Origin of the sequence: Akkermansia muciniphila, from assembly GCF_040616545.1 — a bacterium.
In the GTDB taxonomy this organism is placed as follows: domain Bacteria; phylum Verrucomicrobiota; class Verrucomicrobiia; order Verrucomicrobiales; family Akkermansiaceae; genus Akkermansia; species Akkermansia muciniphila_E.
On record NZ_CP156688.1, the window covers coordinates 153,075 to 175,117 of the forward strand.

Here is a 22,043-nt window from a genome sequence, read left to right on the forward strand (position 1 = left end):
AACATGAAGATAGGCATTTTTTCCGACCTGCACGACCGCACGGACCACCTGGAGCCCGCCATGCGCCAGATGCGCCTGCTGGGCTGCGGACATTTCTTTTTCCTAGGAGACTGCACCACCCCGGAAAGCTTCCTGCGCATATTGGAGCTGACCGGCGGCCTGCCCCTGGACGCCGTGCCGGGCAATAACGATTACGATCTTCTCCTGATGCACCGGATGGCGGCCAACTCCCCGGCGGCGCGCCTGCACCCGGAACACGCCGTCATCACCAGGTACGGCATGAAATTCTCCCTCTCCCATTATCCCAAATACGCCATGCGGGAAGCACGGAGCGGCAATGTGGACGCCGCCCTGTACGGCCACACCCACCAGGCCGTGCGGGAAATGTACGGAGACTGCCTGCTTGCCAATCCGGGGGAACTCCAGGGAAGAACCGGGCGCATCGGCTTCGGCATTCTGGATACGGACTCCCGCATCATGAACCTGCACGCCGTGGATTTAAGCGCATCATGAACACCCTGGACGTTTGCTGCGCCCTGATTGAGCTGTCCGCCGCCCAGGGAACCCTGCTCCTGGCCGCCAGAAAGGCCGCGGGACAGTCCAACGGGCTGCTTTATGAATTTCCCGGCGGAAAACTGGAACCCGGAGAAAACGCGCAGGACGCCATCATCCGGGAAATCCGGGAAGAGCTGGGGTGCGCCGTCCATCCCGTCCGCATGCTCACTCCCGTACGGCACGGGGAAAAGGAACGCATCATCCGCCTCATCCCCTTCCTATGCCGCCTGGAACCCGGAGCGTTGCCCCGGCCCCTGGAGCATGAAAGCCTGGGCTTCTTCTCCCGCCGCACGCTGGCGGAACTGCCGTGGGCGCCCGCAGACCGCCCCATTTTAAAGGAATGGCTGGAGGGTGCCTGCTGACGGAACGGCATCCCGTTCAGGTTCAATCACTCCCCGGCGGCCCTTCCGCGCATGTCTTAAAAGATTCCAAAAACACCTTGGATAATATCCCGCCGTGCAGTATATAAGGTGTTGGCTGCTGCACTCGTCAACACCTGGCAAAGTGGCCCGAACCGATATTATACCTAATGGGGGCAGCCCCGACGCAGGGCTGACTAAGTCCTATACCGGATAAGTCAAAACAGCGGCGGAAGTCCCCGCTCTATTGAGGCACGGGAACGTGGCTCATTGCCAGTGACGGTGCAGCGGTGTCTTTCCTCTCCCTTTGCAGCCGGGAGCCCGGCGGCCTAATTGAACACATGCCCGCCGGAGCATGGGCGCCAACAGTTTTTACGGCTTCTGCCCTGCATGGTTTCCATACAGAAGCCCGGAGGGCGCTCAAAAGGAACGCATCCGCGCGTTGGCCGCCATGATCTTCAAATATTCCAGGGCCTTCCGTTCCCTCTCCTTCCGGTTCCTGCATGGCCGGGAGGAACGGCAGAAGGAATGAAGCAGCCTGAACATCAAATCAAATAAATCGTTCTTGTACATATGGTTTACTGGTTATTTCCGGATCACGCGATCCTTCACATTTTACCTTGCAAGAAACGTGCCAGTTTTTACCTTTGAATGAAAAAGCATGGATATCAATTGATTGCCGGGAGCACTCTCCGGGCGCCCTGCCCCAGCCCCTTACAATTCCGTAAAAAAGAGCACGGGCATTACGATTATGTAAGATAATTAGTTAATATTCCATAACTGTTATGGAATGAAATAAATCCTTAGACATTTCCGGAAATCATGGTAGGATCACTCCCCGTTGCGAAAAAGTTTTTAACATCTGTGCAACTTTTTCATTATTGCGAAGTATATTATAGTCGTGAAGGGATTTATCAAACTCATCATCGTCATTGTCGTTCTCGCAGGCGCCTGGTTCGCCTGGGAACAGTGGAAGGGGAATGAAGCCATCCAGGTGGAGTACCAGACAGAGCCTCTTGAAAAGGGGGATCTGATGATCACCATTGATGCCACCGGCGTCACGGAACCTGATGAACTGGTGGACGTGGGCGCCCAGGTCAGCGGCATCATCATGGAGTTCGGCAAGGATCTGAACGGCAAGGTGGTGGATTACTCCAGCCCGGTGAAGGCGGGGCAGATGCTCGCGGAGATCGACAAGCTGCCCGTACAGCTGGACGTGCAGCGTGCGGAAGCCTCCAAGGCGCAGGCCTCCGCCGGAATCGCCCGCGCCAGGGCGGACATCCAGCAGGCCAAGGCCAAGCACCACCAGGCCAAGCTGGACCGGGAACGCGCGGAAAAGCTGGGACCGGGGGACGCCCTGTCCAAGTCCAGCTATGACCAGTACATTGCGGATGAAGAGACTGCACGCGCCAACGTAGCCGTGGCGGAAGCTTCCCTGCTGGAAGCGGAGGCCTCCCTGAAACAGGCGGAAGCCGCGCTGAAAAAGGAAATGCGCAACCTGGAATACACCACCATCCAGTCCCCCGTGGACGGCGTGGTGGTCAAGCGCCTGGTGAACATCGGCCAGACGGTGGTTTCCAGCATGAGCGCCTCCAGCCTCTTCTACATCGCTACGGACCTTTCCAAGCTTAAAATCTGGGCCGCCGTGAATGAGGCGGACATCGGCAGCATCCGCCAGGGGCAGGAAGTCATCTTTACCGTGGACGCCTTTTCCGGCCGCAAATTCAAGGGAACGGTAGACAAAATCCGCCTGGACGCCACCATGACCTCCAACGTGGTCACCTACATTGTGGACATTGACGTTCCCAACCCGGACAAGCTCCTCATCCCCTACCTGACGGCCAACGTCCAGTTTGTGGTGGAGGACATCCGGAATGCCTTCCTGGTCTCCAATGCCGCGCTCCGCTTTCAGCCGGAAGCGGACATCATCGGCGCCGAACAGAAAAAAGCCCTTGAACAGATGCAGCCCGAACTGGCCGCTCCCGCACAAAAGGGACAGGAGAAAAAAGCCGTGGTCTGGGAACTGCGGGACAGTCTTCTTTACCCCCACCTGGTCACCAGGGGGGAAAGCAACGGCATGATGACGGCCGTCAAGGGGGAAACGCTCCGGGAAGGTATGGAAATTGTCTCCACGGCGCAGATCCTGAACCGCTCCGAGAACTCCGGGGACGGAACGTCCGCCTCCGCCGGCGGTGAAAACCCGTTCGCTCCCAAGATGCCTCCGCGCCGCAAGCCGAGCACGGGCAATACGAAGGCGGCCTCCGGCAATGGCGGCCCGCCCCCGCCTCCCTGATCCGGGGACCACGCCATACCAGCCCGCTCAACCATTTTTTTACCGCATCAAGCATTACAACAACGTGATCCGCTTACGTGACATAACCAAGGTGTACCACCTGGGGGAAATAGACCTTCAAGTGCTCAAGGGCATCACCCTGGACATCAGGGAAGGGGAGTTCGTCTCCCTCACGGGGGCCTCCGGCTCCGGAAAATCCACCCTGATGAACATCCTGGGCTGCCTGGACCGCCCCAGTTCCGGCCATTACTACATTGCCGGAGAGGACGTAGCCAAATTCAACGCCGCAGAGCGCGCCACGCTCCGGAACAAGCGCATCGGCTTCGTCTTCCAGAACTTCAACCTGCTCTCCCGCACCACCGCGCTGGAAAACGTGATGATGCCCGCCGTGTACGCCCACCCCACCCTCAGCATGAAGGCCATGCGCGAGCGCTCCGTGGAGCTGCTGAACCTGGTGGGCCTTTCCGACCGCATGGACCACACCCCGGCCCAGCTTTCCGGCGGCCAGCAGCAGCGCGTAGCCATCGCCCGCTCCCTCATCAACAACCCCAGCATCCTGCTGGCGGACGAGCCCACGGGCAACCTGGACTCCACCACCTCCAAGGAAGTGCTGCACATGTTCAGAGACCTGAACCGCCGGAAGGGGATCACGGTCATCCTGGTGACGCATGACCCCAAAATAGCCGCCTTCACGGACCGGGCCATCAACATGGCGGACGGCCTCATCTGCGAAGGGATTTCCGACACGCTAAGCAAGGACGACGTATGAAATTCCTTCCCCTCCTTAAAACCTGCATCAAGGCCCTGGTGCGCAACCCCATGCGCGCCGCGCTCACCATCCTGGGCATCATCATCGGCATTGCCGCGGTGATCGCCATGGTGGAAATAGGCCAGGGGTCCACGCTCCAGATTAAAAACACCATCGCCTCCATGGGGGCGGACACCCTGAACATCCGCCCCGGCGCCATCTCCAAAAGCGGCGTCAACACCGGCGCGGGCGGCAGGGCCTCCCTGACCAACGCGGACTGTGAAGCCATCATGAAAGACTGTACCATGGTCCTGCGCGCCACGCCCGTGGTGCGCGCCAGCGGCCAGGTCATTTACGGCAACAAGAACTGGAGCCCGGAAACCGTGGAAGGCGGTTCCGTGGAATACCTGAAAATCAAAAGCTGGTATGACATGGAACGCGGCCAGCCCTTCTCCGAGGAAGACGTGGAGCAGGCCAGGCGCGTGTGCGTCATCGGCCAGACGGTAGCCAGGGAACTCTTCGGGGATGAAGACCCGCTGGGCAAGGACATCCGCATCAAGAACGTCATGTTCAAGGTCATCGGCATCCTCCAGAAGAAGGGGGCCAACATGATGGGCCGCGACCAGGACGACTCCATCATCCTGCCGTGGACGAGCATCCGCTACCGCCTTCAGGGGCTGGGTGGCGGGTCCGCCTCCTCCTCCGGCAAATCCACCACCACCTTCAACCGGGCGGACAAGTACACCGCCAATTCCGTGGATTACTACACGGAAACCACGGACCAGCCGTACACGGACGCCCCCCATCCGCGCCGCTTCAACAACATTGACTCCATCATGGCGCAGATTGCGGACCCGGAGCGCTCCTCCGAGGCGATCGACCAGATTACGGAAGTCATCCGCGCCAAGCACAACCTGAAGGACGGCCAGCTGGACGACTTCCGGGTGTGGGACATGGCTGAAATGTCCCGCGCCATGAGCAGCACCACGGAAGTCATGACCAACCTGCTGATGATCGTGGCCATGATCTCCCTGGTCGTGGGCGGCGTGGGCATCATGAACATCATGCTCGTCTCCGTCACGGAACGCACCAAGGAAATCGGCCTGCGCATGGCCGTGGGCGCCCGTCCGCAGGACATCATGCGCCAGTTCCTGCTGGAAGCGGTGCTGCTCTGCGTGGTGGGCGGCGCGCTGGGCATCATGCTCGGCAAGGCCATCTCCATCATCGTCAGCCGCACCATGAACTGGGCCACCGCCTCCTCCCCGGAAGCCATGGCCCTGGCCGTGGGCGTCTCCGTGTTCATCGGCCTGGCTTTCGGGTGGTATCCGTCCTGGAAGGCTTCCAAAATGGACCCCATCGACGCCCTGCGCCACGAATAACCTCCCCTTACTCTTTTCTTTTCCATGTCATCCATGTTCAAATACCTCCCCCTGCTGGCCGCCTGCTGCCTGAGTTCCTGCATGGTAGGCCCTGACTTCCGGCCGCCGGCCAATGACCTGCCCTCCTCCTGGGCCACGTCCCGCCCCCCCCGCAGCTCCGACAAGGACCTGCGCTCCTGGTGGAACATCTTCGGGGATCCCCAGCTCAACCGCCTGGTCTCCGCCTCCCTGAACAACAATCCGGACATGAAGTCGGCCCTGCTCCGCATCCGGGAAGCCAGGGAAAGGCTGCGCGTCTCCCAGGCCTCCCTGCTGCCCTCCGCGGACGCGAGCGCGGGCTGGAGCCTGTCTCCGGACCGGGGCTTCCGCAGCTCCACCTCCCAGGACTTTACCCTGGGGGCCTCCACCTCCTGGGAGCTGGACCTCTTTGGCGGCAACCGCCGTTCCATTGAGGCGTACCGCGCTTCCCTCATGTCCACGGAGGCTTCCGCGGGCGCCGTGCGCACAGCCCTGCTGGCGGACGTAGCCACGGCCTACTTTGACTGGATCACCGCCTGCGAACAGCTCCGCATTGCCCGCGAACAGCTGGAAATCCAGCGCAACACCCTCACCATTGCGGAAAAACGCTACAAATCGGAATTCGCCCCCCGCCTGGACGTGGAACAGGCCACCTCCACCGTAGCCTCCACGGAAAGCCGTATTCCGGCGCTGGAAGCACAAGTGGCTTCCGCCAAAAACCAGCTCTCCGTGCTGCTGGGCACGTACAATTCCCGCGTGGAACTGACGCTTCCCAAAACCTCCGTCTTTGAAAAAACTCCCGTGGTTCCGGTGGGCCTCCCCTCCGAACTCCTGCGGCGCAGGCCTGACGTCATCGCCGCGGAGGCGGACCTGCACGTGGCTGTGGCCAACGTGGGCGTGGCCGTGGCGGACCTTTACCCGCGCTTCAGCCTGACGGGCTCCCTTTCCGGCCGCGGCGGGGACTTCGGCCAGCTCTTCCGGGAAAACAACAACGTCTGGTCCCTGGGCGGCAACCTGGTGCAGCCCCTGTTCCGGGGCGGAGCCCTGAGAGCCACGGTGCGCGCCCAGAAAGCGGCAGCGGAACAGGCCGCGGAAGCCTACCGCAAGACGCTCATTACCGCCGTCTCCGAGGTGGAGGAAGCCCTGATCGCCTACGGCAACTACACCTCCCAAATGCAATACCTTCACAAGGAAAACAATGCCAACAAGGAGGCCTTCCTGCTCTCCCGCACCCTGTACATCAACGGACAGACGGACTTTCTGAACGTCGTCACGGCCCAGCGCTCCTGGCTCAGTTCCGAGGAATCCCTGGTCACCATGAAGCAAAACATCCGCAAGGCCGTCGTCCAGCTTGCCCGCGCCCTAGGCGGAGGGTGGTAAAAGGCGGCTTTCCGGAGCCGGACGCATTCTTCATCTTTAAATCACTTCTTCTCCCTGCGCTCCTCCATGGCGGATGGCGCAGGGAGAAGTTTTTTTATCTGCCGTAAGGCATCAGGGGGGTGTTGTCGAAAAACGGAAGATTCGGCACTTGCGGAGGCGGGGCAAAAAGATATGGTAGTAGTTAGAAATGCCGGAACTTAAATACTTGTGGAGCCAGCACGGCTTCCGAACCTTCCATGAATTTGAGGCCCCTTATTTCCCTAAAAACGGCTTAACGCTCCACAGGGAAATAAAACTAACGCCACAGGCATGAAAGACCATGCGCCTTATCTTCATCCTAGATAGTAAGTCCTCCGCTTCCGGAAAACAATCACTAGTCCCAGCATTGGAATTTTCATTACCCCATCCCTGTTGAAGGAGCATGAACAGCCGTCTTACAAATACCATCATTGTTCTCCTCGCTGCCGTCTCACTCGTTGAAGGGTGTATTATCTGGTATGAAAAGGGTATCCTCCGCGATTCTCAAAAGATGGGAACAGAGGAAAAAAGCAGCCGCTGCGACCATGGAGATGACGATTTCGTCCCGGATATTTCTTCCGAATTTCCCCATCTTTATTTCCGGAACCGGGAAACACAGGACTCCTTCTCCGCTGAAGGAGGAACCCTGATTATTGAAAAAGCTCAATCCAGGCAATCCGCTGGAAATAGAGAATATGCCGAGACGGAAACACATTTTATCAATCCCAATGAAACTGCCCATCTTCCCGCGGAAATAAAAAATACGCCTGTCTTCTCCATTCTCTGGACACCCGACTCCGTTACCACTAAAATGGAAGAGAATTCTCTTTCCATAGAGATAGGCAAAAAATCATTATCCCCTTTGAAGCTGGCGCTCACCCTAAGGGCCAAAGACGGAAAGGGCCGGGAATGGAAACTGGCATGGGTTCCGGCAAATGAAGATTGACCAGACAAGACCTCACCAGGAACACAAGCTCCCGCCAATCACGCAGCGCCCTCTTAAAGCACGAACAGGATTCTATTGCCCTACGGAAAAGCTCATCACACACATACAAGAATGAATACCCAGGAAATTTTTAAAACAATTGCTTCACACCGGACGGAATATGAACATCCCATCAGGCTGGAAAAGGGGGAACGCGTTATGCTGGGAGAAAGAGCGCCGGAGGAAAACTGGAAGGACTGGATTTGGGCGGAAAACAGCCGGGGCCATGGAGGCTGGGTTCCCGTTCAACTGATTGACCATCCGGAAGACGGAGCGCAGGGAACGGTGCTGGAAGATTACAGCGCCAAGGAATTGAACGTAGACCCGGGGGAAGAAATCGTCAAGATCAGGACGCTGAACGGGTGGACGTGGGTCCGGAGAATAAGCGACCGGGAGGAGGGATGGATACCCAATGAGTCCATTGGAGATGAAGCGGCGCAGACCGCGGAAAACGGACGCTCTTAAAAACAGGCCGCGCATCCGGAAAATCTCCCTTTTACTCCGGAAGAACGGCTTTTACTCTCCTGCCCTCCGGTTCTTTCCGGAAGGTCACGCCTCCGGCGCCCCCTGAATTTCCTTCATCACCGCGTCAATGAGCAGGCGCGTTTTCACGCCGGGCAGCACGTTCAAGTCCATGCGGTTCATCGCGTAACCGAAGGAGAGGCCGTGGGCCGGGTCCGCAAAGGCGTGGGAGCCGCCCGCCCCGGCGTGCCCGAAGCCGCCGGAGCCGAACAGGCGGCGCAGCTTGCGCCCCGTGGCGGGGTCCGCCGGGTCATGCATAAAGCCGCAGGAAAAGGCGGTGGGCGTTTTCAGGGTCAGGTCCGGGCCGTCAATGACGATGTCCCGCATCCAGCCGCGCACCGCCGCCGGGAATACCTGAAGTTCATCCAGCCCCAGGCACGCCTGGTAGAATTTTGCCATGCCGCGGGCGGAAGCTACACCCCCGAACGCCGGAGCGCCGGACGTCCACGCTTCCGGCGTGTTCATCTGCCGGACGCTGTTCAGGCCGGTCAGGGTGTTGAACGCGCGGTTCACGGGCGTTCCCTTCTTCATGTATTCCAGATAAAACGGCGTGCCCATGTTGGACATGTCCATCTTGCCGGGGTACAGGGTCGCCACCCGGCTGAATTCGGATTCCGGCAGGCGGATGTAAAAGTCCAGGTCCAGCGGCGTGCGGATGTATTCCTCCCAGTAACGCCAGAGGCGCTCCCCGGTCAGGCGCAACATGAGTTCATCCAGCATCACGCCGTAGGTATGCGGATGGTAGCCGTGCTCCGGTGGCTGCCACGCCGGAACGGTTTCCTCCAGGGCGCGAACGCAGTCCTCATGGTCAAAGACGCTGGCAGGCCGTGAGAAGGCAGCCAGGCCGCACTGGTGGGACATCATTTGCGCGATGGATGCGTAGGGCAACGGGAATTCCGGCCACAGTTCCCCCATGCTCATCTGCGGTGAGGCTCCCTGCCGGTGCAGGGCCAGCAGCAGGGCGGCGGAAGCGGCCCCCTTGGTGGCGGAGTAAACGGGCACCAGGGAACGGTCCGTCCACGGGCGCATTTCATCCGCCACGGCAAAACCGGAATGCAGGGAAACAATTTCCCTCCCCTCCTTCCAGACGGAAACGGATGCGCCCAGTTCCCCGTAATCACGGAAGTTCCTCTCAAAAGCTTCAGCTATCTGCCGGTCATTGTTCATTCCCTTAAACAGTCCGGTTCCATTCCCGGATTCCGGGAGAAGGCTACCTCCCCATGCCCCGTAAAGCAAGCCCCCGCACTGTCCTGACGGGCCGCCCAGGGTCCGCGCCTGATGACCAGGGCAACGGCCAATATAACCGCAGGCGGATGGAAAAACACCGGGATTTCAAGCTTTCATCTTTAGTCTCCCGTATTCGGGCGTTGCCCGGAGGGCTCCAGAGACAGCACGTACAAGCGTCCCTCCACCACCCTGAATTTCACCTCCCACCCGGAGAACAGGAGGCCGTAAATCCGTTCCGGGTCATCCTGGTACTGGGGGCGGGGGTCCAGGGACAGCGTATCCTCCAGCGCCGCCAGTTCCTCCGGCGGCATGGATTCCGCCAGAGCGGCGGGTATTTCCACGTCCAGCCGCTCATAGGGGGAGGCGGTGAAACCCTCCGCGGCCTCCGGAATGCAGTCCGCCAGGGGCACATAAGGCTTGATGTCCAGAATGGGCGTGCCGTCCACCAGGTCCACGCCGGAAAGGTGCAGTACCGGGCCGTCCTGCGGGTGCAGTTCCACCCGTTCCAGCCTGACGGCGGACAGGCCGATGGGGTTGGGCCGGAACGGCGCGCGCGTGGCGAATACCCCCATGCGCACATTCCCGCCCAGGCGCGGAGGCCGGACGGTGGGGCTCCACCCTTCCCGCAGGTTTTCACTGAACACCCAGATCAACCACACGTGGGAAAAGCCCTCCAGGCCGCGGACGGCGTCCGAATTGCGGAACGGCGGTTCAAACACCAGCCGCGCCCGTGCTCCCGGCACCAGGCCGCTCTGGCGCGGCACGCCGAACTTGTCCGGATAACACGTGCTGACGCGGGCGACGGGGTGCAAGAGGAAGTTAATAGCTAATAGTTAATAATTAATAGCTTCCGGTCTTTCTTCATTACGCTTTCATCAGAAGCAGTGAAGCTGTTCTCCGAGCACTACGGCTTCCACCTTCCCCTTCAGGGTCTTGCCCAGGAAGGGGGTATTGCGGGCGCGGCTGCGGAGCGTTTCATCCGTGACGGGCGTTTCACCCTCCGGGTCAAACACCACCAGGTTGGCCGGGGCGCCTTCCTCCAGGGAGACGGGGGGAAGGCCCATGAGCCTGCGGGGAGCGTCGCTGCATGCGCGCGCCACCGTTTGCCAGGACATTTTTCCGGGTTCCACCAGATACTGGTAAATGGCGGGAAGGAACGTATCCAGGGCAATCATGCCCTGCGGCGCGATGACGAAGTCCTGAAGCTTGGAGAACGGCGTGCAGGGCGTGTGGTCGGAGACGATGCAGTCAATGGTGCCGTCATTCACCGCGGCAATCAGAGCGTCCACGTCAGACCGGTCCCGCAGGGGAGGCAGGGTCTTGTAACTGGTATCGTAACGGCCCACGTCCTCATGTGTGAACAGGAGGTGGTGGAGGGCCGCTTCCGCGCTCAGTCCGGCGGTTTCCGGCTTGCAGCGGCGCAGGATGTCCACGCTGCCGGCGGTGGAAACGGTCTGCACGTGCAGGGAGTTGCCCGTCTCCACGGAAAGGCGGATGATGGTTTCCATCCCTATTTCCTCCGCGCAGGAGGGGGAGCCCGTGAGACCCAGGCGGTAGGAGGTGGTGCCCGGGTGCATGGTGGCCTTGGCCGTCAGGGATGGCACGTCCCCGCGCAGGGCGAAGGTGAGGTTCAGGTTGCTGGCGTACTGCATGGCGCGGTACAGCAGCAGCATGTTGTCCGGCGCGCGGTCCCCGTCCGTGATGAAGCGCACGCCCTTGGCGCGCAGGGAGTCGTAGGAGGCCTGCTCTTCACCGCCGTCCCCCTTGGTCAGGCAGCCGGAGGGGATGACCTCCACCAGCGCATCCGTGCGGCAGATTTCCATGAAGGTGGTGATCTGGGCGGCGTTATCCATCACGGGATCGGTATCCGGCATGGCCATCAGTCCGGTTACGCCGCCATGCAGCGCGGCAGCCGTAGCCGTAGCCACGCGCTCCTTGTCCTCCCGTCCGGGCTGGCACAGGTGAGCATGAAGGTCAAACAGGCCGGGCAGCACCAGCTTGCCGGAGGCGTCCAGCACCTTCTCCGCGGAATCCGCGGACAGCGTTCCGGCAGGCGCCTTGGAGGCGATTACTCCTCCGGAAACCAGAATATCCACCGGAGCGGAACCGTCCGCCAGCCGGGCATTGCGAATAAGTACGGAAGTTTTCATGAACAATCAGTGCTGGGTTTGCGGGGTGAGATGGTAAAGGATGGACATGCGGCACGCGATGCCGTTCTCCACCTGGCGGTTGATGAGGCAGCGCTCGTAGTCCATTGCCAGGTCGCAGATTTCCACGCCGCGGTTGACCGGGCCCGGATGCATGATGTACAGGCCTTCACCGGAAATGCGCTCCAGCCGTTCCTCCGTGACGCCGTAAATCTTGTTGTACTCCCGGGCGCTGGGGAAGAAAGGGGCGTCCTGCCGTTCCTTCTGCACGCGCAGCAGGTAAATGACGTCCGGCTTCCACGCGAACGCCTCGTTGAAATCCGAAAAACGGGGGATGCCGGAATGCTCCGTGCGCGGCACCAGGGAGCCGGGCCCCAGGTAGGCCACTTCCATCCCCAGCCTCTTCATCAGCAGGGAGGTGGAGCGCGCCACGCGGGAATGCAGGATGTCCCCCACAATCAGCACGCGCTTTCCCCTCACGTCCGGGAACACCTCCCGGATGGTGAAGGAATCCAGCAAGGCCTGGGAGGGATGGGCATGCGCCCCGTCCCCGGCGTTGATGACGCTGGCGCAGGTATGGCGCGCAATCACGTTCGGCAGGCCGCTGTTGTAATGGCGCACAATCACGTAATCCACCTTCATGGCCTGGAGCGTGGCAATCGTGTCCTGCACGGATTCCCCCTTCACCACGGAAGAGGTGGACACCGTAAAGTTGGTCACGTCTGCGGACAGGCGTTCCGCCGCCACCTCAAAGGAGGAGCGGGTGCGGGTGCTGGGCTCATAAAAAAGCGTCAAAACGGACTTCCCTTTCAGGGCAGGCACCTTTTTGACGCTTTTGGTGAAGAGCTCCTTCATCGGACCGGCCGAATCCAGCAGCGTATGAATTTCCTCGTCGGTCAACGAGGAGATGTTGAGAAGATCCTTGCGGGGATTCATGAAAAACGGGTAATGGATTGAGAACTGTTTAATTGGCGGCGATGACCACACGGTCTTCGCCGTCGGCCTCCTTCATGCTTACGATGACCTTGGCCCCGGCGTGGTCCAGCACGTGGCCCGTATAGTCCGGCTGGATGGGCACCTCCCGCCCCCCGCGGTCAATCAGGCAGGCCAGCTCTATGCGGGCCGGGCGCCCGTAGTCAAAGAGGGCGTTCAGGGCCGCGCGGATGGTGCGCCCCGTATAAAGGACGTCGTCCACCAGCACCACCCTCATGTCATCCGTGGAAAAGGAGAGGTTGGAGGAGCGGAGGGAGGGACGGGCCTCCAGCTTGAAAATGTCATCCCGGTACAGGGAAATGTCAATGGCTCCGCACTGGGCTTCCACGCCCAGTTCCTTCACCTTGTCCACCAGCCTCCGGGCGATGACGTCCCCCTGGCTGAGCAGGCCCACGATGGCGAGCGGTTCCCCGGGGAAGCGGGCCACAATGCCGTGGGCCATGCGCTCCAGCGCACGGGAAATCCCCGGGCCGTCCAACACGATTTCCTGTGAGGGGGGAGGAGTCATCTGCCGGAAGGTAAAGGAGTGAACGGTTACAGGCCGGCCAGCTTCAGAATACGGTGGGCGGCCATGGCGGCGTTAACGGGGGTCTTCTTATGCAGGCCCACCGTGGTGCAGGGCACGCCGCCCGGGCACTGGGCGATAGCCAGCAGGGCGTCAATGCCGTTCAGGGGGCCGCCGGGAACAGGCACGCCGATTACCGGAAGAGAGCAGCTCATCACCACCACGCCGGGCAGGGCGGCGGACAGGCCGGCCACGGCCAGAATCACGGCCTTTTCTCCGCTGGCTTCCAGATCACCCAGGAACTTGATCAGTTCCGGGAGGTCGCGGTGGGCGGACAGGACGGTTTCTTCATACGGAACATTCTCCTGCGTAAAATACTCGCGGGCGGGTTCCATAAAGGGCTTATCATTCGGGCTGCCGTAGATGACGATGACTTTCATGGCTGTGTATGCGGTTGTGAAACTTGCAGATTATGGCCCCAAGCCCCCTGCCCTGGCAAGACTTAACCTTCAAAAAAAGCGGCGGGCCGCAGGCGTGAATGGCGTCCAATATCCATTTCCGCATTCCCATTACCTTACAAAAACCTTCAAGCATCCTCCGACCTCATCATCCGCTTCTTCAGCCGACCCGGGGAGTTCCATTTTTCCGGCAATCAGCTCATCCTTCATCCGTTGGAGCAGCTTTATTTTTTCCTCCTTCTCCAATACCCGGAGTTTGCGGTTCAATGCCTCCAAAAGAGAGATGCTGCGTTCTTTCAAACGGTATTTTTCTCCCACGGGAGCGCTAATTTCATTGGTCCGGATGTAAAATTCCTTAAAAGCCGCGCGGAACTGGACATCATCCATCTTCTCCTTGCGCACCCTGTCCAGAAGTTTTCCCGTTTCCTCCCTCACTGCCTCATAGGTTCTTCTGTAGTCAGGCGGGCATTTCTCCAGCATTTGAGGAGGAACCCCGTCCTGATGGTTGGCATACAGGGCCATCAGGACGTCACGCATCTCCCTGCCCTCCATTTCCAGAGTCGTTATCATGCTTATGATGTTTCCCAGCACGACCACCCTGTCAATGGCTTCCCGGCCCCGCTCCAGCGCCTTCCCCTCCTCCGTTTCCAAATCCACATTCGCCATGGAGGGAGCCGCAATATCCTGCGCCCGGGAGGAAAGGGGGCACATGCCGCCCAACAATGCACCAATCAATAAAAGACGACTCGCTCCGGACATGCCAACACCATAGCACACGGCCATTCTGGAACAATGAGTTTTCCTCATGCCCCCAAGGATAGTTCCGGGCCATTCCGGAAGAACTCCGGCTCCGGGCTCAGTCCTCCACCGCTTCCGGCATCACCAGATGCCCAGAACGCACCTTGTCCCGGAATTTTCTGAACTCCCGGGCAAAGGATTCCTGGTCCATGTCACCGCGGGTGTTGACTTCCCTGCTTATCCAGTTCATGACCTGCTGGCACACGTCTTCCATGCCGTACTGAGCCAGGAAGATGAAAAGTTCCCGGTCTTCCGGATTAAACGGGGTGGTTTGCAATTCCCTCTTCCCGTCCACGGCGTCCTTCAGCTCCTGCACCCTGGCATTCATCAAATGCTGGAGCCCCTGCGGGCATTCCTTCAGTTCCTGCTCCGGAAAAGCGGCCAGCATGAGGGGATACAGGTCTTTCTCCCTGCAAAGATCGCTCTGGTTTTCCATGGCGGGCAGGATTACCGCCAAATAGAGCAGCACGAAAAACTTGCGGATGGCCGCCTTCTCCTTCGCCAGCTTCTGCCCGGAAGGAGTTTCCAGGTCCACATTCGGCATGCCGGGAGCCCCCACATCCTGGCCCGCGCCGGGCAGCGCGAACCACACGGGGCACAGTATTAAGAAGATCCGGGACGCTCTCATGGCTCATTTTGGACAGCTGCGCCCCCCGAGCGTTCGAAATCTGTAGGTATCTCCTGTTCTTTCACTACTTTACTTTTCCGGGCCGTTTCACCAGGAAAAACTTAAAATCTCTCCTTCCGGAATGAAAACCGCAGAAAAAAACGTTTTTCCCGGACGCCGCCCTCCTCTTTTCCACCAGTAGGCAGCAATTTCCGGCGCACGGCAGTTCATGACGCGCCATAACTCCTTCTTTTATACATCTTCCGGCATTTCCGGGCCCTCCATTTCTTCAGCCTCGCCCACATCACCGGGAACTGCAACTTTTCCTGCCTCCATCTCTTCTTTCAGTTCATGTATCCGCCGGGCTTTAAACGCGGGGGTATCGCTTTGCCTGAAGGCCAGCCTCTTAGCCAGCCAGCGGGCAATCCGGTCTTCTTCATCCTTCAAGCCGTACTTGAACAGCAAGGCAGTGACTTCTTCATCCGCCGCATAAGGCCAGACAATGCTTTTTTCCTTTCCGTCCAGGAATTCCTGTATCTTCCGCTTTTTTGCAACAATCAGTTCCTGAAAATCCGCAGGACAGCGTTTCAGGGCGCTTTCCGGGAATTCCTCCAGGATCACCTGGTAAAATTCCGTAGCCAGACCGTTGCCGCCCCTGATTATGACTTCAAAGGCAGGGAGGTTCCGGACAAGGCACAACTGGGCAAGAAAGTTCCGAATTCCTTCACGATTCTTTTCACGCACCCTCCCCTCCTCCGTATCCCGGTTCAAGTCCGGCACGGCGGGAGGAGCAATATCCTGGGCGGCCGCCATTCCCGATATACTTAAAACGAGCAGAAAACGAACCATCTTCCCCATGAAAACACCATACCAGAAACATGCATTCCGGCAATACCGTTCCTCCGGCCTCTTCCCTTCCGGCTTGCATGCGCCAATTATTTCCGGAACGAAAGGCTGTTCTTACAGGTCAACAGACGGGGATGCGGCCTTGTCCGGCGGAGCGTGGAAAGAGCTTCATGGAGCATCGCAGGCCTCCGCGGCAACTGAAACAATGCCGGGCTCCGGAGAACTGGCAATGACATTAAGGGAGAAACACGGGATTGGTAAAAAAGAGTGCGCCTTTGGCAGCGCCTCCGTCCCGTTATCCGTAGAAGCCTGCGGCAGCCCCGGTGGCCGCCGCGCAAGACCGTTTTAACGGGACGCCTGCTGTGCCATGGCTTCCGCACAGCGGCGGCCGTCCAGGGCGGCGGAAACAATGCCGCCCGCATACCCGGCTCCTTCCCCGCAGGGGTACAGGCCTTCCAGTTCCGGATGCTCCAGCGTGGCGGAGTCCCGCGGAATGCGCACGGGGGAGCTGGTGCGAGTCTCACAGCCGATGAGCTGGGCGCACGGCCCGGCAAAACCGCGCCACTTATGGTCAAATTGCCGCAGTCCTTCCCGCATGCGCCACACGATTTCCGGCGGAAACAGTTCATGCAGGGGATGGGACGCAATGCCGGGGTGGTAGCTGGTGGGAAGAAGGGAGGAGGAAACGCGCCCCTTGAGAAAATCCTCCACTTTCTGGGCGGGGGCTTTCTGCATGCCTCCTCCGGCCCGGCTGGAGGCGGTTTCCAGCGTCTTCTGGTAAGCCACGCCCGCCAGAACGCCGTGCTCCCTGCGGAAGGCTTCTGTGTCTTCCGGATGCACGCTGACCACAAACCCGGCATTGGCAAAGGGGGAGTCACGCCGGGCCAGGGACATGCCGTTGACCACCACCTCGTCATTTTCCGTGGCGGCGGGCACGATAAAGCCGCCGGGGCACATGCAGAAGGAGTGGACGCCGCGGTCACGGATGGTCGTGGTCACGGAGTAGCGCGCCGCCGGAAGCTGTTCCGGGCGTTTCCCGTCCGGGCGCAGATGGTACTGCCGCGCGTCCACGAATGCCTGCGGATGTTCAATGCGCACCCCCACGGCAAAAGGTTTCTGTTCCAGCGCCAGCCCCTCCGCCAGCATCATGCGGTACACGTCCCGTGCGCTGTGCCCGGTAGCCAGCAGGACGGCATCCGCCGCAAATTCCCGGCCATCCGCACAGGCCACGCCGCGTATGCGCCGCCCGTCCGCGGAACGGAGCAGATGCACCACCCGGGCGTTGAAATGGATTTCCCCGCCTGCGCGCAGGATGGATTCCCGGATGGCCTTCACCACGTTCGGCAGCAGGTTGGAGCCGATGTGCGGATGGGCGTCCGTCAGGATTTCCCGCGGCGCGCCGTGAGCGACGAATATTTCATAAACCTCCCTCACCGGGCCGCGCTTGGTGGCGCGCGTATACAGCTTGCCGTCCGAGAAGGTGCCCGCGCCGCCCTCTCCAAAGCAGTAGTTGGAATCCTCAATCACCGTGCCCTGCCGCAGAATGGGGGCCAGGTCAAAACGGCGGGAGGAGACGTCCTTCCCCCGTTCCAGCACCACGGGCTTCATCCCCAGCTCCAGACAGCGCAGTGCGGCGAACATCCCCGCCGGGCCGAATCCCACAATCAGCGCCGCCGGGGCGCCGGGTTTCACGGGCGGATAATCCCGGGAGGGGAGGCGCTCCGGGGGCAGCGGTTCATCCACCCCCGCCAGAAAACGGAGCTGAAACAAAATTTTCTTCTGCCGGGAATCAATGGATTCCTTCAGCAGGCGCAGTTCCCGGATGCGGGAGGGGGCAATGCCCAGCTTGTCCGCCACGGCGGCGCGGCGCGAGCGCTCGTCCGCGGCCTTCTCCATCGGCAGAATCACATCCACCGTTACGCCTTCCTCCGCGCTCATGGCTCCTCCTTCCGCGGCCGGGGCTGCTGCTGGGTGATGCAGTGGATGGCTCCGCCCTCCAGCACCAGCTTGCGTGCATCCACGCCCACCACCTGTTTTCCGCTGAAGCATTCCCGCAGAATGCCCAGGGCGCGGTCGTCATTCCGGGGCTGGTTGAACACGGGAACAATGACGGCGTCATTCACGATCAGGAAATTGGCGTAACTGGCCGGAAGCTGGTCCAGCCGCCAGTCCTCCGCGCGGAGCGGGTCCGGCATGGGTAGCGGTACTACCTCCACGCCGGAGCCGTCCACGCACTTCAAATCCTGCAACCGTTCATTGTTTTCCGCCAGGGCGCGGTAATGGGGGGAGGAGGAGTCCGGCTCCACGATGGAGACCACGGCATCCCGGCGCACAAAGCGCACCATGTCGTCAACATGGCCGTCCGTATCATCCCCCTCAATGCCGGAACCAAGCCAGAAAACGGTCTTCACGCCCAGCATGCGCCGCAGTTCCTCCTCCATCGCGGTGCGGCTCCATTCCGGATTGCGGTTGGGATTCAGCAGCACGGACTCCGTCGTCACCAGCAGGCCGTCTCCATTCCCCTCAATGGCGCCACCTTCCAGAATCATGGAGGAGCTGCGCACGGGCAGCCCCAGCGCGGCGCCCATCAGGGCAGGAATGCCGTTGTCCAGGTCCCAGGGAGCAAATTTGCCGCCCCACGCGTTAAACTGCCAGTCCGCCAGCATCAGGGAGCCGTCCTTCAAGTCCTGCACAAAGACGGGGCCGTGGTCCCGGCACCAGACGTCGTTGGTGGGATGGTTGAACAGGCTGTACTGTTCCTCCCGCACCCCCGCATCCTGCATGGCCTGCCGGATGCCCGGATGAAGAACTTCCGCGGCGTTCACGCACACGCGGGCATGCGGGGCAATGGCGGCGGCCACGCGCCCGTAAGTCTGCCGGAGTTCGTCCAGGCCGCCCTGCCACAGATCCCTGCGGTGGGGCCAGGAAAGCCAGACGGCGTCCTGCGGTTCCCATTCAGCGGGCCAGCGTACATCAGGTTCCTTGCTCATGGCTGTATGATCGGTTAACTGGGCTGATCCCGGAATTCGTAAGGCTCCTCAAACGCCTTGCGGAAACTCATGAATCCCTTGAAGTCATCCAGGGAATCTTCCGGCTGCTTGGAAAACACGTCCTCCTCAATCAGTAAAAAAACCATCTCCCCCACATTCTTGCCGTTGCGCAGCCCCCAGTCCTTCAGCACGGTGGAGGCCATGGGACCGAACTGGCCCAGGGCGTAATCCCGGAAGCCTTCCAGCAGCTCCTGCCCGCTGACATGGCGCTGGGAGCCCGCCTCCTGCTCTTCAATGCGCTGCATGGTGAAATCCAGCGCATCTTTCAGAAAGGCATACGCCCGTTCCGAGAAACGGGAGTCTTTCTGCACAATGCGGCTCACGGCATCTTCAAACGTAGGGGTGGTCATAACGGCGCACCACCACCCTATAGAGCCCCCCTGGGAAAATCAAGGTTTTTGGGAGCACGCAACGTTCATGCCCGCCTGTTCCTTTTCCGGGTATTCCAGACCGGCAAAGGTTCCGGCAAAGAGCACCGCCCGGTCCACCGGGCTGTAAATGAGCCACAGGAAAGGGCGGTTGAATTTTATTTCCGGCCCTTTCCCAAGAGGAGGAGTTCCGGCAAAAGGCTCCATGTCATCAGCGGTGGAGGCCACGGCTTCCAGCCCGTCCTCCCGTACCCGGATGGCGCATTTCTGGTATACGTCATGGATTTTCAAGGGTTCCGACGCGCAACTTCCCATGCGTGAAAAATCCGCGCGGGCGGTAAACGCGTCTTTCATTCCCAGGGCCTCCAGGGCTTCTTTCAGGGAGAGCGTGGGAGAGGCCTGGGAGAAACGGGGCAGACGCAAATGGTATCTGGAATATTGCTCCAGCGGTTTTCTGCCGGGCTGGCGCGTCTCCTCCGAGGCATCGCGGGTGGACAGGGCGGAGAGAATGCCGTTCCATTCCTCCGCCGCCATGCCGGCAATGAATTGTTTCAGCTTCTTCCCCTCCGGAGGCAGGACGGCCATGAACACGGGAGCCCCCTTTCCCCCGGAAAAGAACAGGCTGGCCGCGCGCACTCCACCCTTCTCATAATACATGCCGCCCTGCCTGGGCCATGAGTTTCCTTCCGTGAAGACCTGCTGCTTCATCATGGGCATGATGCAGGAAGAGCCGTCCTCCCGGAAGAACGCCTGCGCCTCCGTCTTCCCTTCAAACCTGCTCTCCCAGAATGCCCTCATATACACGGCATTGACCAGCACAAGCGCCGTCCGGCCACTTATTTCCTGCTGGTTCAGAAGGTTCCTGATCCGGTCGCCCGTGTTTTTGGCCGCCCAGGCGTTGACCTGGCGGACAGCTTCCGCCTTGTTCTCCCGGAACGGAGCCGGAACCACGCGGTCCGCCCCCACGGCCTTTTCATAGTCTTCTTTCAATTTCACGGACCGGTCCGCAAAAATGCGGCTGGCGGAATAACAGCGCCATGACCGGGAAAAATCCTGTGACAAAAAAGACCACTCCTTCCTGATGGCGCCGTCCCCCGGTAAAACGGCCTCCATCTGGTTTTTCGTCTCCCCTGCCGCCCCCGGCAACAGGTAACGGAGAACTTCATACAGGGAAAAGGGGGAAATCATGATATTGCCGCCGCTTTTTTCCGCGCCCGCCCGGAGCAGACGCAGTTCCGGAGGGGCGGAAACGCCCGGAACCGGAGGCGCAGGGATGCCTGCCCATGACACGGACCCCAGAAAAACAATACACGCCAATATCCTGAATATCATACTCCTACATTATCAGATCCTTCCGCCGTGGCAAGTTTTACCATCAGATGCCGTCAAAATGCCCCCCAGGCAGCAAGGAAACCTTGCCAGCGTCTGGTCTGTTTGTTATGAATAGAACGCTTTATGTTCCGTTTCTCCATTTTGCTTCTGGCAACCGTGCTGTGCGCTTCCTGCGTATCGCACCGGCCCATCCAGGACAGCAGTTCGCCGCCCATTGACGCGGCCAACCCGCTGGACGGCACTCCCGTGGCCCTGGCCTGGAGCTCCGGAACGCAGTTGATGATGGGCGTGGATACGGGCGCCGTGCAAACCTCCCTGCTTTTCTCCCCGGCGGTGGAATCCATAGGCGCGCGCCTGCGCGGCAGGGGCGTCATGCGCACGGCCAATGTACCCATTTCCCTGAAGGAGGACGGGGAGCCCATCTCCCGGAAGCAGGACGTGGTGATGGTGGACCAGGCCCCCTATGACGGCCTGCTGGGCTGGGAGTGCATCCGCAAGTACGTGTGGAACATCAACTATCCCAAACGCTCCCACCGTTTTTTCAACAAGCTTCCCGCCAAAATCAAGAGCTGGCACAAGCTGACCCTGATCCCCGGTTCCGACTACCCGCAGATTGCGGACAAGCACGGGCGCCGCATCATTCTGGATACGGGGGCCCCCCATGCCGTCTATATCTCCAAGAAGCGCTGGAGCGCCATCAAGCAGGCCTATCCGGACGCGTTTGTCAGCGTCTATTCCGGCTACAGCCCCGCCGCGGGAGGGTTTTACGCGCATGAATGCATGCACGTGAGCTCCTTCCAGCTGGGCCCCCTGGAATTGAAAAACATCCTGCTCTGTGAGAGCTTCGCCAATCCGGACGTGATGGGCATTCCTAATGACATTGACATCATCCTGGGGTACGGCGCGCTTTCCGCCCGCCAGTTCTGGCTGGACGGACCGGGGAACGCCCTTTATTTCAGCTCCACCACCCACCGCATGCCCGCCCCCGCCTCCTTCAACCTGATGGGCGGGACCTTCATCCAGGACCGCAACGGAAACGGCCCCATGAAGGCCTACGTGGCCGAATGGTCGCCCGCCTGGGACGCCGGACTCCGGACGGGGGACGTGCTCGTCTCCATCAACGGGAGAAAGAATCCGTACCCGGATCTCGTAGAATATGTAACCACCCAGCGGGGGGCCCAGGCCAGCGTTGTGGTCCAGCGCAGGAATAAACTGGTGCGTATTCAATGGGAAGTTCCGGCCGCGCCCCCCGCCGGGGATTATTACCCCACGCCCCAGGCCATTACGGAGAAGGAGTTTGAGAACCACGTCAAGCAGCAGGAGGAAAAGGACCAGGCCCGGGACGGCGCCGGGGAACAGCAGCCTGCGGGCCCGGCGGAAGAATCCTCCCCCGGCCCTGAAGATCAACCGGAAAAAGGCTCAGCCGCCTGAATCCGCGCCCATTCAGCCATCTCT

The 22,043-nt window shown here is 60.4% G+C and carries 23 protein-coding genes; 10 read left to right on the forward strand and 13 right to left on the reverse strand.

Annotation, left to right across the window (positions count from 1 at the left end; all coding sequences use genetic code 11):
* The first annotated feature begins 3 nt into the window (after positions 1–3).
* The 8 genes from ABGM91_RS00580 to ABGM91_RS00615 all read left to right on the forward strand — a co-directional run bounded on the left by ABGM91_RS00580 (position 4) and on the right by ABGM91_RS00615 (position 8,200).
* Entirely contained in the window at positions 4–513 is a 510-nt protein-coding gene (locus ABGM91_RS00580) for a metallophosphoesterase family protein (RefSeq protein ID WP_354832901.1), read from the forward strand.
* On the forward strand, positions 510–917 hold the full coding sequence (locus ABGM91_RS00585; protein ID WP_354832903.1) for a (deoxy)nucleoside triphosphate pyrophosphohydrolase: 408 nt from the start codon (positions 510–512) through the stop codon (positions 915–917). The genes ABGM91_RS00580 and ABGM91_RS00585 overlap by 4 nt, the downstream gene beginning before the upstream one ends.
* Positions 918–1,815: 898 nt before the next feature.
* A complete protein-coding gene (locus ABGM91_RS00590) occupies positions 1,816–3,207 on the forward strand; it encodes an efflux RND transporter periplasmic adaptor subunit (RefSeq protein WP_354832905.1) in 1,392 nt (463 codons plus the stop codon).
* 64 nt (positions 3,208–3,271) lie between these two features.
* On the forward strand, positions 3,272–3,976 hold the full coding sequence (locus ABGM91_RS00595) for an ABC transporter ATP-binding protein (RefSeq protein ID WP_354832907.1): 705 nt from the start codon (positions 3,272–3,274) through the stop codon (positions 3,974–3,976).
* The gene (locus ABGM91_RS00600; RefSeq protein ID WP_215428305.1) at positions 3,973–5,334 is read left to right on the forward strand and encodes an ABC transporter permease; all 1,362 of its coding nucleotides are present in this window, start codon (positions 3,973–3,975) and stop codon (positions 5,332–5,334) included. The genes ABGM91_RS00595 and ABGM91_RS00600 overlap by 4 nt, the downstream gene beginning before the upstream one ends.
* 33 nt (positions 5,335–5,367) lie before the next feature.
* Positions 5,368–6,732, forward strand: coding sequence for an efflux transporter outer membrane subunit (locus ABGM91_RS00605; RefSeq protein ID WP_354832909.1), 1,365 nt, complete (start codon positions 5,368–5,370; stop codon positions 6,730–6,732).
* A gap of 421 nt (positions 6,733–7,153) precedes the next feature.
* A complete protein-coding gene (locus ABGM91_RS00610; protein WP_354832911.1) occupies positions 7,154–7,696 on the forward strand; it encodes a hypothetical protein in 543 nt (180 codons plus the stop codon).
* A gap of 111 nt (positions 7,697–7,807) precedes the next feature.
* Positions 7,808–8,200 (forward strand): SH3 domain-containing protein, encoded by a 393-nt coding sequence (locus ABGM91_RS00615; RefSeq protein ID WP_354832913.1) that lies wholly within the window; start codon positions 7,808–7,810, stop codon positions 8,198–8,200.
* Positions 8,201–8,284: 84 nt separating this feature from the next.
* On the opposite strand, the gene ABGM91_RS00620 is transcribed toward ABGM91_RS00615, so the two are convergent.
* From ABGM91_RS00620 to ABGM91_RS00660, 9 genes are all read right to left on the reverse strand, one after another.
* Positions 8,285–9,424: a serine hydrolase domain-containing protein gene (locus ABGM91_RS00620; RefSeq protein WP_354832915.1), complete on the reverse strand. Its 1,140-nt coding sequence runs from the start codon at positions 9,422–9,424 to the stop codon at positions 8,285–8,287.
* A 179-nt stretch (positions 9,425–9,603) separates the two neighbouring features.
* Positions 9,604–10,296, reverse strand: a complete 693-nt coding sequence (tsaA, locus tag ABGM91_RS00625) for a tRNA (N6-threonylcarbamoyladenosine(37)-N6)-methyltransferase TrmO (RefSeq protein WP_354832917.1) — start codon at positions 10,294–10,296, stop codon at positions 9,604–9,606.
* Between the two features lie 63 nt (positions 10,297–10,359).
* The gene (locus ABGM91_RS00630) at positions 10,360–11,634 is read right to left on the reverse strand and encodes a dihydroorotase (protein WP_354832919.1); all 1,275 of its coding nucleotides are present in this window, start codon (positions 11,632–11,634) and stop codon (positions 10,360–10,362) included.
* Between the two features lie 6 nt (positions 11,635–11,640).
* Positions 11,641–12,567: an aspartate carbamoyltransferase catalytic subunit gene (locus tag ABGM91_RS00635; protein ID WP_215429062.1), complete on the reverse strand. Its 927-nt coding sequence runs from the start codon at positions 12,565–12,567 to the stop codon at positions 11,641–11,643.
* A gap of 28 nt (positions 12,568–12,595) precedes the next feature.
* Positions 12,596–13,132 carry a bifunctional pyr operon transcriptional regulator/uracil phosphoribosyltransferase PyrR gene (pyrR, locus tag ABGM91_RS00640; protein WP_215429061.1) on the reverse strand — a complete coding sequence of 179 codons (537 nt, stop codon included), beginning with the start codon at positions 13,130–13,132 and terminating at the stop codon, positions 12,596–12,598.
* A 26-nt stretch (positions 13,133–13,158) separates the two neighbouring features.
* A complete protein-coding gene (locus ABGM91_RS00645) occupies positions 13,159–13,569 on the reverse strand; it encodes an AIR carboxylase family protein (RefSeq protein WP_215429060.1) in 411 nt (136 codons plus the stop codon).
* Between the two features lie 129 nt (positions 13,570–13,698).
* Positions 13,699–14,298 (reverse strand): hypothetical protein, encoded by a 600-nt coding sequence (locus ABGM91_RS00650; RefSeq protein WP_354832922.1) that lies wholly within the window; start codon positions 14,296–14,298, stop codon positions 13,699–13,701.
* 145 nt (positions 14,299–14,443) lie between these two features.
* A complete protein-coding gene (locus ABGM91_RS00655; protein ID WP_354832924.1) occupies positions 14,444–15,013 on the reverse strand; it encodes a hypothetical protein in 570 nt (189 codons plus the stop codon).
* Between the two features lie 231 nt (positions 15,014–15,244).
* Entirely contained in the window at positions 15,245–15,841 is a 597-nt protein-coding gene (locus ABGM91_RS00660) for a hypothetical protein (RefSeq protein WP_354832926.1), read from the reverse strand.
* A 7-nt stretch (positions 15,842–15,848) separates the two neighbouring features.
* Here ABGM91_RS00660 and ABGM91_RS00665 point away from each other — a divergent pair, with 7 nt between their 5' ends.
* Positions 15,849–16,187 (forward strand): hypothetical protein, encoded by a 339-nt coding sequence (locus tag ABGM91_RS00665; RefSeq protein WP_354832928.1) that lies wholly within the window; start codon positions 15,849–15,851, stop codon positions 16,185–16,187.
* Here ABGM91_RS00665 and ABGM91_RS00670 read toward each other — a convergent pair.
* From ABGM91_RS00670 to ABGM91_RS00685, 4 genes are read right to left on the reverse strand one after another with little or no spacing between them, the layout of a single operon-like run.
* The gene (locus ABGM91_RS00670) at positions 16,184–17,776 is read right to left on the reverse strand and encodes an FAD-dependent oxidoreductase (protein ID WP_354832930.1); all 1,593 of its coding nucleotides are present in this window, start codon (positions 17,774–17,776) and stop codon (positions 16,184–16,186) included. The genes ABGM91_RS00665 and ABGM91_RS00670 overlap by 4 nt on opposite strands.
* The gene (locus ABGM91_RS00675; protein WP_354832932.1) at positions 17,773–18,828 is read right to left on the reverse strand and encodes an agmatine deiminase family protein; all 1,056 of its coding nucleotides are present in this window, start codon (positions 18,826–18,828) and stop codon (positions 17,773–17,775) included. The genes ABGM91_RS00670 and ABGM91_RS00675 overlap by 4 nt, the downstream gene beginning before the upstream one ends.
* A gap of 14 nt (positions 18,829–18,842) precedes the next feature.
* The gene (locus ABGM91_RS00680; RefSeq protein ID WP_215429054.1) at positions 18,843–19,238 is read right to left on the reverse strand and encodes a Minf_1886 family protein; all 396 of its coding nucleotides are present in this window, start codon (positions 19,236–19,238) and stop codon (positions 18,843–18,845) included.
* 39 nt (positions 19,239–19,277) lie between these two features.
* A complete protein-coding gene (locus ABGM91_RS00685; RefSeq protein ID WP_354832934.1) occupies positions 19,278–20,588 on the reverse strand; it encodes a serpin family protein in 1,311 nt (436 codons plus the stop codon).
* A 123-nt stretch (positions 20,589–20,711) separates the two neighbouring features.
* Here ABGM91_RS00685 and ABGM91_RS00690 point away from each other — a divergent pair, with 123 nt between their 5' ends.
* Positions 20,712–22,019 carry a PDZ domain-containing protein gene (locus ABGM91_RS00690; protein ID WP_354832936.1) on the forward strand — a complete coding sequence of 436 codons (1,308 nt, stop codon included), beginning with the start codon at positions 20,712–20,714 and terminating at the stop codon, positions 22,017–22,019.
* Positions 22,020–22,043 lie beyond the last annotated feature (24 nt).

Excerpts from the sequence above, each read along its gene's own strand:
- ABGM91_RS00585 (WP_354832903.1), top strand. The coding sequence starts at position 510 with ATGAACACCCTGGACGTTTGCTGCGCCCTGATTGAGCTGTCCGCCGCC.
- ABGM91_RS00580 (WP_354832901.1), top strand. The coding sequence starts at position 4 with ATGAAGATAGGCATTTTTTCCGACCTGCACGACCGCACGGACCACCTG.
- pyrR (WP_215429061.1), bottom strand. The coding sequence starts at position 13,132 with ATGACTCCTCCCCCCTCACAGGAAATCGTGTTGGACGGCCCGGGGATT.
- ABGM91_RS00690 (WP_354832936.1), top strand. The coding sequence starts at position 20,712 with ATGTTCCGTTTCTCCATTTTGCTTCTGGCAACCGTGCTGTGCGCTTCC.
- ABGM91_RS00680 (WP_215429054.1), bottom strand. The coding sequence starts at position 19,238 with ATGACCACCCCTACGTTTGAAGATGCCGTGAGCCGCATTGTGCAGAAA.
- ABGM91_RS00670 (WP_354832930.1), bottom strand. The coding sequence starts at position 17,776 with ATGAGCGCGGAGGAAGGCGTAACGGTGGATGTGATTCTGCCGATGGAG.
- ABGM91_RS00675 (WP_354832932.1), bottom strand. The coding sequence starts at position 18,828 with ATGAGCAAGGAACCTGATGTACGCTGGCCCGCTGAATGGGAACCGCAG.
- ABGM91_RS00620 (WP_354832915.1), bottom strand. The coding sequence starts at position 9,424 with ATGAACAATGACCGGCAGATAGCTGAAGCTTTTGAGAGGAACTTCCGT.
- ABGM91_RS00615 (WP_354832913.1), top strand. The coding sequence starts at position 7,808 with ATGAATACCCAGGAAATTTTTAAAACAATTGCTTCACACCGGACGGAA.
- ABGM91_RS00600 (WP_215428305.1), top strand. The coding sequence starts at position 3,973 with ATGAAATTCCTTCCCCTCCTTAAAACCTGCATCAAGGCCCTGGTGCGC.
- ABGM91_RS00655 (WP_354832924.1), bottom strand. The coding sequence starts at position 15,013 with ATGAGAGCGTCCCGGATCTTCTTAATACTGTGCCCCGTGTGGTTCGCG.
- ABGM91_RS00610 (WP_354832911.1), top strand. The coding sequence starts at position 7,154 with ATGAACAGCCGTCTTACAAATACCATCATTGTTCTCCTCGCTGCCGTC.
- ABGM91_RS00660 (WP_354832926.1), bottom strand. The coding sequence starts at position 15,841 with ATGGTTCGTTTTCTGCTCGTTTTAAGTATATCGGGAATGGCGGCCGCC.
- ABGM91_RS00645 (WP_215429060.1), bottom strand. The coding sequence starts at position 13,569 with ATGAAAGTCATCGTCATCTACGGCAGCCCGAATGATAAGCCCTTTATG.
- ABGM91_RS00650 (WP_354832922.1), bottom strand. The coding sequence starts at position 14,298 with ATGTGCCCCCTTTCCTCCCGGGCGCAGGATATTGCGGCTCCCTCCATG.
- ABGM91_RS00605 (WP_354832909.1), top strand. The coding sequence starts at position 5,368 with ATGTTCAAATACCTCCCCCTGCTGGCCGCCTGCTGCCTGAGTTCCTGC.
- ABGM91_RS00630 (WP_354832919.1), bottom strand. The coding sequence starts at position 11,634 with ATGAAAACTTCCGTACTTATTCGCAATGCCCGGCTGGCGGACGGTTCC.
- ABGM91_RS00685 (WP_354832934.1), bottom strand. The coding sequence starts at position 20,588 with ATGATATTCAGGATATTGGCGTGTATTGTTTTTCTGGGGTCCGTGTCA.
- ABGM91_RS00635 (WP_215429062.1), bottom strand. The coding sequence starts at position 12,567 with ATGAATCCCCGCAAGGATCTTCTCAACATCTCCTCGTTGACCGACGAG.
- ABGM91_RS00665 (WP_354832928.1), top strand. The coding sequence starts at position 15,849 with ATGAAAACACCATACCAGAAACATGCATTCCGGCAATACCGTTCCTCC.